Origin of the sequence: Acinetobacter sp. 18QD2AZ41W (assembly GCF_009829025.1) — a bacterium.
Classification (GTDB): Bacteria; Pseudomonadota; Gammaproteobacteria; order Pseudomonadales; family Moraxellaceae; genus Acinetobacter; species Acinetobacter pseudolwoffii.
Genome location: NZ_WURP01000011.1, coordinates 1 through 14,228 on the forward strand (window position 1 = coordinate 1; position 14,228 = coordinate 14,228).

Below are 14,228 nucleotides of genomic sequence, written 5' to 3' on the forward strand. Positions count from 1 at the left end.
TCAGAAGTGAAACCTCTTTGCGCTGATGGTAGTGTGGGGTTACCCATGTGAGAGTAAGTCATCGCCAGCTCATTATTCGAAACACCTTCAAGCCAAGGCTTGGGGGTGTTTTTTTGTGTGCGGGATTTTTAAGAACTTTTAATAAGCAATATTGAAACTACTAGAGCTTCTCAAACTTATTGAAGTGCTTAAATATATTTATATTTCAAAGCTGATCAAAACTTTCTTAGGAGGGTTGTTCTTATAGGAGTGATAGGAGATCTTGAATCTTGGGTTTGCTCTAAAATAATTGATAGGCCGATCTTATAAATCTTGGCAAATAAAAAAACCAGCAAAATGCTGGTTTTTGATTGCAGTTCATTTTAACCAAATACGCGCATTACGGCTGCGATTAATACCCAAAGAATTGCAATGGCGATGATGGGTTCAACAATCTTTGCCCATGTTGGGGTTTCTACAAGAACGACGTCTTCAACATCTTGATGCTGATGATTCTGGCTTACCATTTGATTAAACTCCTTCATTGATGCCTCCAATGATAGCTCTTCTTGTACAATTGGTTTAGAGCCTTTGAGTTCTGTTAGGTTGTTTGTTGTCCAAACCCAATCATCTGCTTGACCGGATAAATGTTCAATCTGGCCGGTGAGCAGTTCTTGAATGCTGTTAAGATTATGATTGCCGGTATCATGTAACTGTTTTAATTCAGTGAGCTGTAAATGGAAAATTTCCGAGGTGCTTTGTTCTAGTTGAGTTCGATCCAGAGCTGACTGGTTTTCCGAATGGGTGGCCAGATGACGCACGACTTCCAGTATATATAATTCATCAGGATGATTAATTTCGTTATAAATTTTTTGTGGATTGTTGCGCCACTCGGTAATCAGTTTGCCTAAAGTTAAGGCATTAATTTCAGTTATATATTTTCGTCTTTCTTCTTTCGTATGGTCTTTTAGAAGCTCAGGCTTTTGAGTTTCTATCTGTTCAACAAAATATTGTACTAAATCAAAAGCCATTCACTTGCTCCATTATTTTTTAATCTAATAACCTTAAAGTTGGTTTTTTCTTTGGCTGTTCAGGTTTTTCTTCAGTGCTTGATTTTAAAGCATCTTCATCGGTTTGTGTATGTTCATATTCACTTGGATCAAAGAATAAACCTTGGCCGTTTTCACGTGCGTAAATACCGAGTACGGCTGCCATAGGGACATAGATATCACGAGAGACACCACCAAAGCGAGCAGAGAAGCTAATTGCATCATTGCTCATATGTAGCGCATGTACCGCATGAGGCACAATATTCAGCACAATCTGCCCATCTTTAATAAACTGCTCAGGAACCATGGTATTTGGACGTGTCGCATCGACCAGCAAGTAGGGCGTCATATTGTTATCGCAAACCCACTCATAGATTGCGCGTGCCATATAGGGACGAGTAGGGCTAAGGTTGAATTCTTGTTCGGACATGATGTTTCTCTACAGGTTCTTGATTTGTGCTGAATAACGGTTTTTTTCCTGCAATGTCATAGATTTTGCAAAGGCAGGACGGCTGAAAATTCGCTGGCAATATAAATAAAATGGACGGCATTGCTGCTGCGGTAATTCTATGCCCATCTGTTTCAGGCGGATAAAAATTGGCGCCAACATGCAATCCAGAATACTGAATTGTTCAGACATAAAATAGGGAAAATGCTGGAATAGTGGCATCAATGAGGTCAGGATATCTTGTAACTGCTTCTGTGCCTGGTTTTTGGCTTTTTTATCTAGGGTGTCTGGATGACGTAACATGATATCGGCCAGTTGTAGCCAGTCATTTTCAAAGCGCCAGATGTATTGACGTTGCTCCGCACGCGGCATCGGCGCATCGGCATACAGTTTATTCTGACGATAGCGATCATCTACATATTCAGAAATAATTGAAGTATTGAATAATTTGAGTTCATTTTCGATCAGCATCGGCAACTGATTATAAGGATTGAGACTGGCCAGATCCTCGTCATCTGTATCTACCAGAATCAGGTTGTATTTAATTTGCTTCTCGGCAAGCACATAGCGAATCCAATGGGAACGGAAGTCATCGGCATGACTATATAAGGTAATTCCTTGAAGAGGCGCGCTTTCGACTGACATAAATCCTGATGAAGTTCTAATGAATAGACTAGGATACTAAAATTCAACCTAAAAAGCACCAAGCATCAAAGATCAATCGGCTTGAGCCAAGGTAGATTATAAGAAAAATATCTGGAGAAAAACAGCATGCTTATTAAACCGCTCATCATCCTGCTATTTATTGTTATTGGTGTGGCAAATTATTATCTGAGTAAATCATTTTGGTGCCATGACGGGGGCTGGGGTAAAGATATACATGAACAATAACCGCAAAAATATCCTTCAATATTGATAATGAATACTTATAAAAAAAGCCTTGGAATAATCCAAGGCTTTTTTGTCCGGTTCGGTAAACGAATTAACGTTTAGAGAACTGAGGACGTTTACGAGCTTTACGTAAACCAAGTTTCTTACGTTCAACTTCACGAGCATCACGAGTAACGAAACCAGCTTGACGAAGAGCAGGTTTTAAAGTCTCGTCAGAAGCGATCAATGCACGAGTAATACCGTGACGGATTGCGCCTGCTTGACCACCGATACCACCACCAGCAACAGTGATGTAAAGGTCATATTTCTCAGTTGCTTCAAGCAGCTCAAGAGGTTGGTTAACCACCATACGAGCAGTTTCACGACCGAAATACTGTTCAAGAGTACGGTTGTTAATTACGAGTTTACCAGTACCAGCTGATAGGAAAACACGTGCAGTTGCGGTCTTACGGCGACCTGTACCATAATTAGTAGCCATGTGCTGTTATCCCTTAGATGTCCAAAACTTGTGGCTGTTGAGCAGCGTGTGGATGCTCAGTACCTGCATACACTTTCATTTTCTTGATCATTGCATAACCAAGAGGACCTTTAGGTAACATACCTTTAACAGCTTTTTCTAGAACTGCTTCTGGTTTGTGAGCGATTAACTTTTCAAAGTTAGTCTCACGGATACCACCAGGGAAACCAGTGTGGCGATAGTATTTCTTATCTTGTGACTTTTTACCAGTCACAGTGATTTCTTCAGCATTGATTACAACGATATAATCGCCAGTGTCAACGTGAGGAGTATAAGAAGTCTTGTGCTTACCGCGTAAACGACGAGCGATTTCAGTCGCAAGGCGACCTAAAGTTTTGCCAGAAGCATCAACAACGTACCAGTCGTGTTGAACCTCAGCTGGCTTAGCGCTGAGAGTTTTCATTAAACCACTACCTATTATAGTTGGTTTGGACTATGGAATCTGTCCAAACTAAAGGAGACGCGATTCTAAACGAATACGTGAAGAATCACAAATGAAAATTGAAATTTCAAGCGCTGTATTTTATCTAATCTCCTGAAATAAGGAAAGGCATAAACCTGAATATCTCGCAAAAACGATGACTATATTTGTAACCATCCTTTCAATCGTATCAAAATATTGATTTATAAGGACACTTTGCAATGATCGCTGCAGCCTGGATATGATCGGGTTATAATATTTCTCAGCTTTGCCAAATTGAGAAGATGATGCTGCCTTTATATGTCACTAGCGGGGAACCTGCTGGAATTGGTCCTGATATTTGCCTGAGTCTGGCAGAACGTGTGGATGAACGTCCGATTGTAGTATTGGCCGATCTGAATATGCTGAAAGCCCGTGCAGATCAATTGAAATTGTCTGTGGCATTGATTGAATATACCGGACAGGACGCATCTTCAAAAAAAGGTCAGCTGTATGTTGAACATGTGCCACTCAATCAGCCTGTGGTATTAGGTGAATTGAACCCGAACAATGCCGCTTATGTATTAGAACAACTGCGACGATCTGCGGACTATGCCATGTCAGCTAAAAGTGTCGGCGTGGCAACTGCACCGGTGCAAAAGTCTGTGATGAATGAGGCTGGCATCCATTTCAGCGGTCATACCGAATATTATCAAGAATTTGCAGGCGTTGAGCGGGTGGTGATGATGCTGGCGACCAAGACTTTACGTGTGGCTTTGGCAACGACGCATCTTCCTTTACGTGCCGTTGCCGATGCGATTAGCAAAGAGCGTTTGCATCAAGTCATTGATATCCTGATTCACGATCTGAAATCCAAATTTAAGATTGAACATCCACATATTTTGGTCTGCGGTCTCAATCCGCATGCAGGCGAGGGTGGCTATTTGGGTATGGAAGAAATTGAAGTGATTAATCCGGTACTTGAAAGCTACCGTGCTCAAGGCATCAATATGAGTTTAAGCTTGCCCGCAGATACTTTATTTACCCCGGAAAACTTAAAAGATGCCGATGCGGTTCTGGCGATGTATCACGATCAGGGCTTACCTGTGTTAAAATCACAGGGCTTTGGTGAAGCCATTAATATTACCCTCGGCTTACCCTTTATTCGTACATCTGTAGATCATGGCACAGCACTCTCCCTTGCGGGTACGGGACTTGCGAAAAGTTCCAGCCTGCACGTTGCTGTCGATTTAGCCCTCGATCTGGCGCGCCACTGATTATTGTTCATCACTCACGTTGGAAATGTTTTTATGTATCAAATTAATGCCTTAAACCCAAAAGAAGAAGGGCATCAGGCTCGAAAACGATTTGGTCAAAACTTCTTACATGACCAACGTGTCATTGCCAAAATTGTACGCTCAGTCAACCCACGTCCAGGTCAGAACATTCTGGAAATTGGGCCGGGTCTGGCCGCATTGACCTCACCTTTGATTGGTGAATGTGATGCATTGACTGTGGTCGAACTTGACCGTGATTTGGCTGCGGGCCTGCCGGGTCGTGTACCACATCCAGAACGTTTAACCATTATTGAAGCCGATGCACTGCGCTTTGATTATTCAACATTATTTGAAGAAGGCCGTCCGCTGCGCGTGGTTGGTAACTTGCCCTATAATATTTCTACTCCCCTGCTTTTTCATCTTTTGGAATTTGGTGGCAAAGTGCAGGACATGCACTTCATGCTGCAAAAAGAAGTGGTTGATCGGATTACCGCATTACCAAATACTAAGGAATATGGCCGTTTGTCAGTCATGATCCAGTATTTCTGCAAACCGACTTTCCTGTTTGAAGTACCACCGGGATCTTTCAATCCGCCACCAAAAGTAACCTCGGCGGTATTTCGTTTAGAGCCTTATGCAGACAAGCCGATTGTGGCCAAAAATGAAAAAGCGCTGGCACGTCTGGTATCTCATGTCTTTACCCAGCGTCGTAAAACCTTGCGCAATAGCTTAAAAGGCATGCTGGTTGAAGATGGTTTTGAAAAAGCGGGTGTTGACCCGATGGCACGTCCAGAAACTCTGACCCTTGAACAGTTTGTTGCACTTTCAGATCAAATGGTGGCTTAAATAACGATGAACCGCACTGTTCGATATAATTATGTAATTGGCGATGTGCAAGGCTGTTTTGAGGCCTTGAAAGCTCTGCTCAAAGAAATCCGCTTCGATGCAGATCAGGACTTTATCTGGTTTGCTGGAGACTTGGTGGCACGAGGTGAAAACTCAATTGCTGCACTGCGGTTTATCAAGAAGCTGGCCGAACAGGGATCGGCTGCAACAGTCTTGGGTAATCATGATTTGACTTTATTGGCCTATGCCCGCGGCATCAAGCCGATTAAAGAAAAGGACAATGTTCGTGATGTGATTGATGCCATCGACAGCGATGACCTGATTGACTGGCTGCGTAAACAGCCGCTGTGTCTATTTCCAAATGAGCAGACTATTCTGACCCATGCAGGGATTCCGAATATCTGGAATGCAGAAAAAACTGCTCAATTGGCACAAGAAGTTGAAGCCATCATTTCTAATGATGACTTCGATGTGCTGGATGATTTTTTGAAAGAGATGTTTGGGAAAGAACCCGCACTGTGGTCAGACCAGCTAAAGGGCCATGAGCGTATTCGCTGTATCGTGAATTATTTGACCCGGATGCGTCTCACTGATGCAGAGGGGCGTCTGGAATACAGCTTTAAAGATGCGCTAGATGATCCAATGCCGGAAGGCTTTAAACCCTGGTTTGAATTTGAGTCATTAGCAGCGCAAAGCCATCAGATTCTGTTTGGTCACTGGGCTGCCTTAAATGGTAAAATTATTTCGGACCGAATTCAAAATGTCGATGGTGGCTGTGTCTGGGGCAATCAACTCATGGCATTCCGTCTGGAAGATCAGCAGATGTTCGCGGTTGATAATCCGGTGATCTAAGTAAATCCAATAAAAAAAGCCACGTGATCACGTGGCTTTTTTAAACTATCTATTAGTCTGCACGTATCCAGGTCTGGTTACGACCAAGTACTGAAACACCTACACTGGCGCGCAGGGTTAAACGTTTGCCAGTGTTGTTTAAACGCATTTTTGCGTCATAAATTTTCCCTGCCAAAGGATCAATCACTTTACCTTTTTCATAGTTATTGGTGCCTTTAACATGTTTTAAGCCCTTGATAATTGTCATACCTAAAATGGGCTGATTGGTATAGGGAGCAGGGCAGGCATTACATTTTTCACGTGGTGTATAGCCCGGACGAGGGGTAACTTTCACAATTTTAGCAGAGTAAGTGTCGTTAGGCTCTTGGCTAATTACGATAATCGCTTTGGCAGCTCCCGTTTTATCATCAATTTGTTGCCAAGTTCCAGTAATATCTTCCGCCCAAAGGGTCATGCTAAACCCTGTGGTCAATGCGGCAAGTAATATTTTTTTTAACATAGAGAGTCATTCCAGAGAGTTTTTTGTCATCGCGCCCTCATGTTAGGAATTATGATTAAATAGTCAATAATTATCTGAATACTATAGAGTTAATGTACTAAAAAAAGCTGCCAAGTTGGCAGCTTTTATTAATATTGAGAATTGGATACTAATCCTGACGAATCCAGGTCTGGCTGCGGCCTAAAGCAGAAACGCCGACATAACCACGCAAGGTTAAACGTTTACCATTGGCATTCAGACGTACTCTGGCATCGTAAATTTTACCCGCCAACGGGTCGATCACACGGCCTTTTTCATAGTTATTGGTGCCTTCCACATGTTTTAAGCCAGTCAGTACATCCATGCCCAGAATAGGTTGATTGGTATAGGGAGCAGGACATTTATTACAGGTTTTCTGTGGGGTATAGCCCGGACGTGGCGTAACTTTGATAATTTTTCCGGCAAACGTACCGTTATCATTTTGGCGAATTTCAATCACTGCTTTTGGTGAACCGGTTTTGTCATCAATTTGTTGCCAGGTGCCTGTTAAGTCCTGTGCATACGCAGTGCCAGTCATCATGGCAGCGATGAATATTAATCCTAATTTAGATTGTTTCATTATATTTATCCTTTTTTTTATAGATGAAATAAAATATCTCCAACACAAATGTGCTGCTTTATTAATCCTGGCGAATCCAGGTTTGTGTACGGCCGATGGCAGATATCCCAATGTATCCACGTAGAGTCAGTCGTTTCCCATTGGCAGAAATCCGCCCTTTTAACTCATAAATTTTGCCAGTTAAAGGGTCGAGTATTTGACCATGTCCATAGTTATTCTTGCTGGTTGGTTTCAGCCCTTTAATGATCTCTAGTCCTAAAATCGGTTTGTCTGTATATGGGGGTGGGCACTTTATACATTTTTCCCGTGGCGTATAGCCTGGTCGCGGTGTAACTTTGTGAATGTTCCCAGTATAAGAACCATCTGCCTGAGTTTTCATTTCAATCAGTGCTTTAGGTGAGCCGGTTTTATCGTCAATCTGTTGCCAGAAACCCGATAACTCCTGCGCAAATGCCATGGAGCAGGTGACTATAGAGGCTGTAAATACACCTAAAATTGCAATTTTCTGCATACGATATCCTTATGACAACACATCAAATTCCATTTGATACATATTATGTAAATTCTACTTATTATACTTTCATAATCCATGAGAAAAGCATATGTTCAATATTCATACAACTTAATGTATGAAAATGCAAGCTTCTCTCTGCTAAATTTTAAACTCATCACATTTTATTCAATAGAGTATGAATTAATCCTGTTTAATCCAGGTCTGGCTGCGACCCAGGGCCGAAACGCCTACATAGCCGCGTAAAGTCAGACGTTTACCATTACTGCTTAATTTTGCCTTGGTGCTATACACATTCCCGGATAATGGATCGAGTAGTTTGCCTTGAGCAAAGTTATTATTGCCGGTGTGCTTCAGGCCTGTCAGTACATCCAGTCCAAGAATCGGTTTATTGGTATAAGGTGCAGGACAAGAGACACAATTTTCTTTTGGGGTATAGCCCGGGCGCGGCGTGATTTTGGTAATTTTGGCCGTATAAGTGCCTGTAGCTGTTTCGCGAATTTCCAGGAATGCTTTAGGTGAGCCGGTTTTATCATCAATATTGCGCCATGTCCCTGACAGATCCGAAGCTAAGGCCAGATGGCTGAAAGAGGTTAAAAGTAAAGCCGAGAATAATTGAACCTTTTTCATATTTCTGTTCCTTGAATAAAATTGTTTTATGTTTGTATATTAGGAACGATTAAAGCACAAAACAAACAATTAAAGTGATTCACTAGTCACATTTTTTGCAAATAAAGTATAAAAGTAGGCAGCCAGATGGCAGTAAACACCGCATTGACTGCCATACCGAAAGCGGCATAACGTCCTGCAACACTGCCACGCTGCCAGGCCTGAGCTGTACCAATCGCATGTGCTGCCAATCCTAAGGCCAGTCCGGAAGCACGTTCATCATTGATATGCCGCAGGATAAACGGTGAAAATGCTGCGCCAATCACTCCGGAAAGAATCACAATCAGAATCACCATACTGATTGGAGCATCCAGCAAGGTGGCGATATTAATCGCAATGGGTGTCGTCACCGCCCGAGTCGCGAAAGCCATAATATCTGCGGAAGACATATGCAGCAGATATGCAAGTCCCATTGGTAGGGCGACAGCACTGATACTGGCAAAAACCAAGATACCGATAATCGCTTTTAGTGGTAAGTCATCATAGCGCATTGCAGCCAGTGGAATGGCCAGGGCGACGGTCACATAGCCAAGTAAATGATTGAAGAGCGGATTCACTTGATCCATGTAATTTTGATAAGGAATCCCGAGCACAAATAAAATTGCAAGCACAAAGAACATGCTAAATACGATGACAGGAATTTGCGGGATGATCCGGTTACAGGGTTTGGCAATCAGATAGGCCATCAGCGTGACCGCAAAGCCATATAAAATAGATAACATGCGGTACTCCTATAACCAGCGCTTGGCCATTTTGGCGTAAATCCATAAAGGAATCAGGGTGCTGAAAAACATGATGAACAAAAATGCCGGAATTTTCTGGCCCATATGGACCAGCATCATCAGTGCACCTGCACTGACAGGCAGGAAAGCAAAGGCGCTTTCCTTCATCAGCTTGTTATTGGTGTCTACGAGACGAGCGGGAAGTTTACCGAAATAGCGCCAGGTAAAAAGGGCAATCAATAAGCTGAGTAACCCTACCAGATTGCCCAATTCAGGATGATCCAGCTGGGTCATGAGCCAGACGGATGCTTCCCGAAAGACAATAATAAGTAACAGGGTGCCGATCCATGCTGGCCAGTCTATTCGTTTTATCCAGTTCATTCGTATGATCAATTATTAAGTTTACTTATCAAGTTTTACTCGATCTTTGACCGGATTTCAAACGCTTCCAGTGGACGTTGAAACTGCTGCGCCTGTTTTCCTAAAATTTCATCTAAAGGTAAATGCGCCTGTTTAATCAGCTGCTCCAGTTTTTGTGCTGCAATCCGAATATGTAAATGCAGCTGACCTTCATCATCATAATGTTCTGACTGGATTACATTTAAACCATAAAGCTGGTTGCGCAGCTTGCCGTAGGCGGGTTTCAGAATCAGGTCAAAGGATTGCAATTGTCCCATCAGGGCTTCATGTACCGCTTTACGCAGCAGGTCGATCCCTTCGCCACTATGTGCTGAAACATAGACACGTTCTGGCTCACCCGGGCGTCGATAAATAATTTTGGCCTCATCGCCGCTACAGTCAATTTTATTGTAAACCTGCAGGATCGGAACATCGGCACCAATTTCTTTCAGGACTTTTTCAACCGCTTCAATCTGCTCCAGAATTTCTGGACTACTTGAATCGATGACATGCAGCAACAGGGTAGCTTCTACGGTTTCTTCCAGGGTCGCCTTAAAGGATTCAACCAGCGAGTGGGAAAGATTGCGAACAAAACCCACCGTATCTGCCAATACCAGATTACCGATGCCATCCCATTCCAGACGTCTTAAAGTCGGGTCCAAGGTGGCAAAAAGCTGATCGGCTGCATAGACATCACTCTTGGCCAGCAGGTTAAACAGGGTCGATTTGCCGGCATTGGTATAACCGACCAAAGACACAGTGGGGACAGCTGCTTTTTGACGGGCAATACGACCTTGCATTCGGGTCTGGCGGACTTTATCAATTTTGGCTTTCAGTTGTCCCATGCGAATACGCAGTAAACGACGGTCAGTTTCAAGCAGGGTTTCACCCGGACCACGCAAGCCAATGCCGCCTTTTTGGCTGTCGAGATTGCCACGGCTGCGAATTAAGCGGGATGATAAATGTTGCAGTTGTGCCAGTTCGACTTGCAGCTTGCCTTCATAGGTACGGGCACGCTGGGCGAAAATATCTAAAATCAGTTCGGTACGATCGACCACACGGCACTTGATGACCTGTTCCAGATTACGGGCCTGGGCCGGTGTCAGGGCATGATCAACAATGACCAGATTGGCGTCCAGTTCTTTTACGCGTTCGGCGATTTCTTCTGCTTTGCCTGACCCGATAAAAAATTTGGCATCCGGTTTGACGCGTTGAGCATGAATATGTTCCAGAATTTCGGCATCTGCAGATTGCGCCAGCAGATTAAACTCTTCAGCATCAAGGTCATCCAGCATTTGTACGCTGACACTCACCAGAATGACGCGTTCTTTCCCCCGATGTTGTTCTAAATATTCCACTCAGGCCAATCTCCACTTGAAAGCTTTAGTGTAGTTGAAAAAGAGCGAGGCAGATACTGAATTAGCGCGGCTTTGGTTTAAAGTGCGGTGACAAACAGTTGTGCAAGTGTTACCAGTACAGCGGCATAGATACAGGTACCACCCAAAATATATTTGAGCACTTGTAAAGGCTGAAGCTTTTCATTCGCAGGCTGGGTTTGATCTGGCATGGCAGCGATCCTTTTTAATCTAATATTCCGATGTTTTTATTTTAAATGATTTATTAATCCAATTAAAATTGAAGATATAGATCTTATTGGTCGGTTTTTATTATCAATGCATGTTGCGAATGAACAGTATAGAATGAGTTTAATTCGTGGATATTCCCTGTATCTAGCTTAGGATTTAGTGACGTTTTTATGAACCCAACTGTACAAGATCAAACATCTCACCGACATGGCTTGGCAAAATTCTGGCTTTATATGCGAAAAGTAACAGCTTCACTGGCTGTTATCAGTGAAGGGTTCTATTTGGTTTTCCGTCACGGTTTATACAAAAATCCGAACAATCCAACCAATACCCGTTATGTGCAACATTTTTGTCGACAGTTGTGCAAAGTATTCAATATAGAAGTCCAGGTGCACGGTGAAATTCCGCGCGAACCCGCTTTATGGGTGAGTAACCATGTGTCCTGGCTCGATATTGCAGTTTTAGGTTCAGGGGCACGCGTATTTTTTCTGGCCAAAGCAGAAATTGAAAACTGGCCAATTCTGGGTAAATTGGCCAAAGGTGGCGGCACTTTATTTATCAAACGTGGTTCTGGTGATTCGGTGCGTATCCGCGAACAGATTACCGGATTTTTAAAACAGAATATTCCCGTATTATTTTTTCCTGAAGCCACCACTTCAGATGGGCGAGCCATTAAAAAAGTACACGGCCGGATTTTGGGCGCTGCGATTGAGGCACAGCGTCCTGTGCAAATTTGCCTGATTTGTTATGTGAATCAGCAGGGTGAACTCGATGTGGTTGCGCCGTTTATCAATGACATCAGTTTTGCAGCCCATGTCAAAAAAGTACTGGAAATGCCACAAGTGATTGCACATTTAGTGGCTTTACCTGCAATCGCGACTGAGGGGCACACTGTTGAAAGCCTGACCCGTGTGGTACAGCAAACCATGCAGGCTGGCTTGGTGGAGTTGCAATCGCGTGTACTAGAAAAGACTTAATAAAAAACAACTGGATGAGAAATTTAGGCATTTGATATCTATTCTTGGGAATAGACGTGTATAGCCTCATCTTTGCTTTAAACATTTAAATGGCTTTGTGTTGGCAAAACTCTACTTTTGACAGACCCAAAGTAGGCAAAAGTCTTTATTATCCATACACGACGTCCTGTCGTGATAGATAATATGTGACATCCTTGCCACACTCATATCTCTGAAACTTGGGCAAATCCATGAGAAGAAGGCAGCGTTAAAGAAGAGGCTATTTTAAATAGTTCAACTCAAGCTGTTTGTCACTTACATAAACCCTTCGATCGGCAACCAGGACACCAGTTTGAGCCCAGCTTTTTGGTACCATCTTATTCCGGGTTCTTTGGTGAAGGTTTTAACCTCTCCATTGGCTTTCTTGATTTTCCAGTTAATATTCTGGTTGGCATCCAGCACCAGTTTATAGGCATATTTACTTAAGTTCTGATCCATGGTTTGGTGCACTGCCTGTGCTAAAGAGGGACTATTCAGTAAGACACCAATTTCAGTGTTGAGATAGGCAGAACGTGGATCAAAGTTAAAAGAACCAATAAACACCTGTTTTTGATCGATTGCCATCAGCTTGGCATGCAGGCTGGAGCGGCTCAGACCTTTCAGGCTGACTTTGGCTTTTTTGGAAATTTCCGCTGTATTGGCATTGAGATGATCGGCATCTGGCGCTGCAAGGAACTCATATAGCTGCACATCATTTTCCAATAAATCCTGACGATATTTGGCATAAAAGGCATGTACAACGGCAACATCATTGGCTTTAAACGAATTGGTCAAGACACGGACCTCGATATTTTCATCCGCCAGTTTCTTTAAACGATCTGCGCCAATTTTTTCCGGAACAAAATAGGCAGAGACAATATCAACACTTTGTTCAGGTTTTTCCAGATGTTGTAATAACTGGAAGTTGAGATGTTCTTCGGCTTTGGCCTTGGCCTTGATTTTGCTTGGAGGATCTTTGACCACTTCGGCTTCGACCCAATCCAGTTGAATGTTTTGTTCCAGCCATTGGTCAAATGCTCTGGAACGATTGGCCAGATCCAGATAATTCTGTGTGGCCTGATCCTGACTGTGCTTTTCCAGTTGTTGTTTCAGGCTTGGAAAGCGTAAGCCATGATGGCGCGGATTGACAATCTGTTGCACCGGATAGGCATAATCATCATTCCAGTATTCATCGAAGGAATGAATGATTTCATCCGATGCTGCACCGACCAGCATCACATCGACATCGGAAAACTGATAAATTTCACTGACATTATAATACTGGTTACTCATATTGCGTCCACCAATCAGGGCAATCTGGTTGTCGGCAATAAAACTTTTATTATGCATGCGGCGATTAATACGCTTTAAATCCAGCACCATGTCCATGGCACGATATTTTCGAAAACGGTAGGGATTATACAGTTTGACATCGATATTCTGATGCTGGTTTAAGGCCAGATAAATGCCTTCCATTTTCTTGGCATTATTGTCATCCATTAACAGACGCACTTTTACGCCACGATCTGCCGCCTGAATAATCGCATGCAGGGCAAGGGTGCCAATCCGGTCGTTGTCCCAAATATAATACTGTAGATCCAGACTACGCTCGGCCTTGTTAATCAGCTGGATACGCGCACCCAGTGCTTCGAGTGGGTCATAGAGCACACGATAACCGGTCAGGCCGATGTTCTGTTCACGTAAAGGTTCAACAATTTGCGCCAAACTGGTTTGTGAGGTATCTGTTTCAAATGCCATCTGGCTAGGCTGCTCAGTTTGCTTGGGCAAAGTACTGCATGCAGGAAGACCCAAGATCATGCTACAGCTCAGTAAAATTCCAGCTTTATAGCGGTAAATTGATGAAAAGCAGGAAAATTTTGAATGAGCTTGAACGTGGGGAGCAGTGGCCATATAAGTCGAAGAATGAAAAATTAGAATTGAGTATAATTGCCAGCTATGAAAAGATAAATATAAAGCCAGTAATCAGCTT

At 43.1% G+C, this 14,228-nt stretch carries 18 protein-coding genes; 4 read left to right on the forward strand and 14 right to left on the reverse strand.

The window, feature by feature from the left end:
• Positions 1–362: 362 nt before the first annotated feature.
• From GVV58_RS12400 to rplM, 5 genes are all read right to left on the reverse strand, one after another.
• The gene (locus GVV58_RS12400; RefSeq protein WP_005169443.1) at positions 363–1,010 is read right to left on the reverse strand and encodes a hypothetical protein; all 648 of its coding nucleotides are present in this window, start codon (positions 1,008–1,010) and stop codon (positions 363–365) included.
• A gap of 19 nt (positions 1,011–1,029) precedes the next feature.
• Complete coding sequence (locus GVV58_RS12405) at positions 1,030–1,458, reverse strand: ClpXP protease specificity-enhancing factor (RefSeq protein WP_005098047.1); 429 nt, start codon at positions 1,456–1,458, stop codon at positions 1,030–1,032.
• 9 nt (positions 1,459–1,467) lie between these two features.
• Positions 1,468–2,121, reverse strand: coding sequence for a glutathione S-transferase N-terminal domain-containing protein (locus GVV58_RS12410; RefSeq protein ID WP_005169445.1), 654 nt, complete (start codon positions 2,119–2,121; stop codon positions 1,468–1,470).
• A gap of 337 nt (positions 2,122–2,458) precedes the next feature.
• Positions 2,459–2,845: a 30S ribosomal protein S9 gene (gene rpsI / locus GVV58_RS12415; RefSeq protein ID WP_005007735.1), complete on the reverse strand. Its 387-nt coding sequence runs from the start codon at positions 2,843–2,845 to the stop codon at positions 2,459–2,461.
• 13 nt (positions 2,846–2,858) lie between these two features.
• Positions 2,859–3,287, reverse strand: a complete 429-nt coding sequence (gene rplM, locus GVV58_RS12420) for a 50S ribosomal protein L13 (protein ID WP_004281682.1) — start codon at positions 3,285–3,287, stop codon at positions 2,859–2,861.
• A 305-nt stretch (positions 3,288–3,592) separates the two neighbouring features.
• Here rplM and pdxA point away from each other — a divergent pair, with 305 nt between their 5' ends.
• The 3 genes from pdxA to GVV58_RS12435 are packed head-to-tail and all read left to right on the forward strand — an operon-like array spanning position 3,593 to position 6,259.
• Positions 3,593–4,561 carry a 4-hydroxythreonine-4-phosphate dehydrogenase PdxA gene (gene pdxA, locus GVV58_RS12425; protein WP_005098039.1) on the forward strand — a complete coding sequence of 323 codons (969 nt, stop codon included), beginning with the start codon at positions 3,593–3,595 and terminating at the stop codon, positions 4,559–4,561.
• A gap of 33 nt (positions 4,562–4,594) precedes the next feature.
• A complete protein-coding gene (gene rsmA, locus GVV58_RS12430) occupies positions 4,595–5,407 on the forward strand; it encodes a 16S rRNA (adenine(1518)-N(6)/adenine(1519)-N(6))-dimethyltransferase RsmA (RefSeq protein ID WP_005169455.1) in 813 nt (270 codons plus the stop codon).
• A gap of 6 nt (positions 5,408–5,413) precedes the next feature.
• Positions 5,414–6,259: a symmetrical bis(5'-nucleosyl)-tetraphosphatase gene (locus GVV58_RS12435; RefSeq protein WP_159516678.1), complete on the forward strand. Its 846-nt coding sequence runs from the start codon at positions 5,414–5,416 to the stop codon at positions 6,257–6,259.
• Between the two features lie 52 nt (positions 6,260–6,311).
• Here the strand turns inward: GVV58_RS12435 and GVV58_RS12440 are convergent, their stop codons facing one another.
• From GVV58_RS12440 to GVV58_RS15745, 8 genes are all read right to left on the reverse strand, one after another.
• Positions 6,312–6,758 (reverse strand): DUF2147 domain-containing protein, encoded by a 447-nt coding sequence (locus GVV58_RS12440; RefSeq protein WP_005098035.1) that lies wholly within the window; start codon positions 6,756–6,758, stop codon positions 6,312–6,314.
• A gap of 148 nt (positions 6,759–6,906) precedes the next feature.
• Complete coding sequence (locus GVV58_RS12445; protein ID WP_005098033.1) at positions 6,907–7,356, reverse strand: DUF2147 domain-containing protein; 450 nt, start codon at positions 7,354–7,356, stop codon at positions 6,907–6,909.
• 61 nt (positions 7,357–7,417) lie between these two features.
• Entirely contained in the window at positions 7,418–7,867 is a 450-nt protein-coding gene (locus GVV58_RS12450; RefSeq protein WP_159516679.1) for a DUF2147 domain-containing protein, read from the reverse strand.
• Between the two features lie 183 nt (positions 7,868–8,050).
• On the reverse strand, positions 8,051–8,497 hold the full coding sequence (locus GVV58_RS12455) for a DUF2147 domain-containing protein (RefSeq protein ID WP_005098029.1): 447 nt from the start codon (positions 8,495–8,497) through the stop codon (positions 8,051–8,053).
• Positions 8,498–8,583: 86 nt separating this feature from the next.
• On the reverse strand, positions 8,584–9,258 hold the full coding sequence (locus GVV58_RS12460) for an LrgB family protein (RefSeq protein ID WP_005098028.1): 675 nt from the start codon (positions 9,256–9,258) through the stop codon (positions 8,584–8,586).
• 9 nt (positions 9,259–9,267) lie between these two features.
• Positions 9,268–9,639: a hypothetical protein gene (locus GVV58_RS12465; protein WP_005098027.1), complete on the reverse strand. Its 372-nt coding sequence runs from the start codon at positions 9,637–9,639 to the stop codon at positions 9,268–9,270.
• A 35-nt stretch (positions 9,640–9,674) separates the two neighbouring features.
• Entirely contained in the window at positions 9,675–11,015 is a 1,341-nt protein-coding gene (hflX, locus tag GVV58_RS12470) for a ribosome rescue GTPase HflX (protein ID WP_159516680.1), read from the reverse strand.
• Positions 11,016–11,092: 77 nt separating this feature from the next.
• Positions 11,093–11,224, reverse strand: coding sequence for a hypothetical protein (locus GVV58_RS15745; RefSeq protein WP_005098021.1), 132 nt, complete (start codon positions 11,222–11,224; stop codon positions 11,093–11,095).
• 189 nt (positions 11,225–11,413) lie between these two features.
• Between GVV58_RS15745 and GVV58_RS12475 the strand changes: the two genes are divergently transcribed.
• Positions 11,414–12,220: a lysophospholipid acyltransferase family protein gene (locus tag GVV58_RS12475; RefSeq protein ID WP_100329182.1), complete on the forward strand. Its 807-nt coding sequence runs from the start codon at positions 11,414–11,416 to the stop codon at positions 12,218–12,220.
• Positions 12,221–12,514: 294 nt separating this feature from the next.
• Here GVV58_RS12475 and GVV58_RS12480 read toward each other — a convergent pair whose 3' ends face one another.
• Positions 12,515–14,149 carry a phospholipase D family protein gene (locus tag GVV58_RS12480; protein ID WP_159516681.1) on the reverse strand — a complete coding sequence of 545 codons (1,635 nt, stop codon included), beginning with the start codon at positions 14,147–14,149 and terminating at the stop codon, positions 12,515–12,517.
• Between the last annotated feature and the right edge of the window lie 79 nt (positions 14,150–14,228).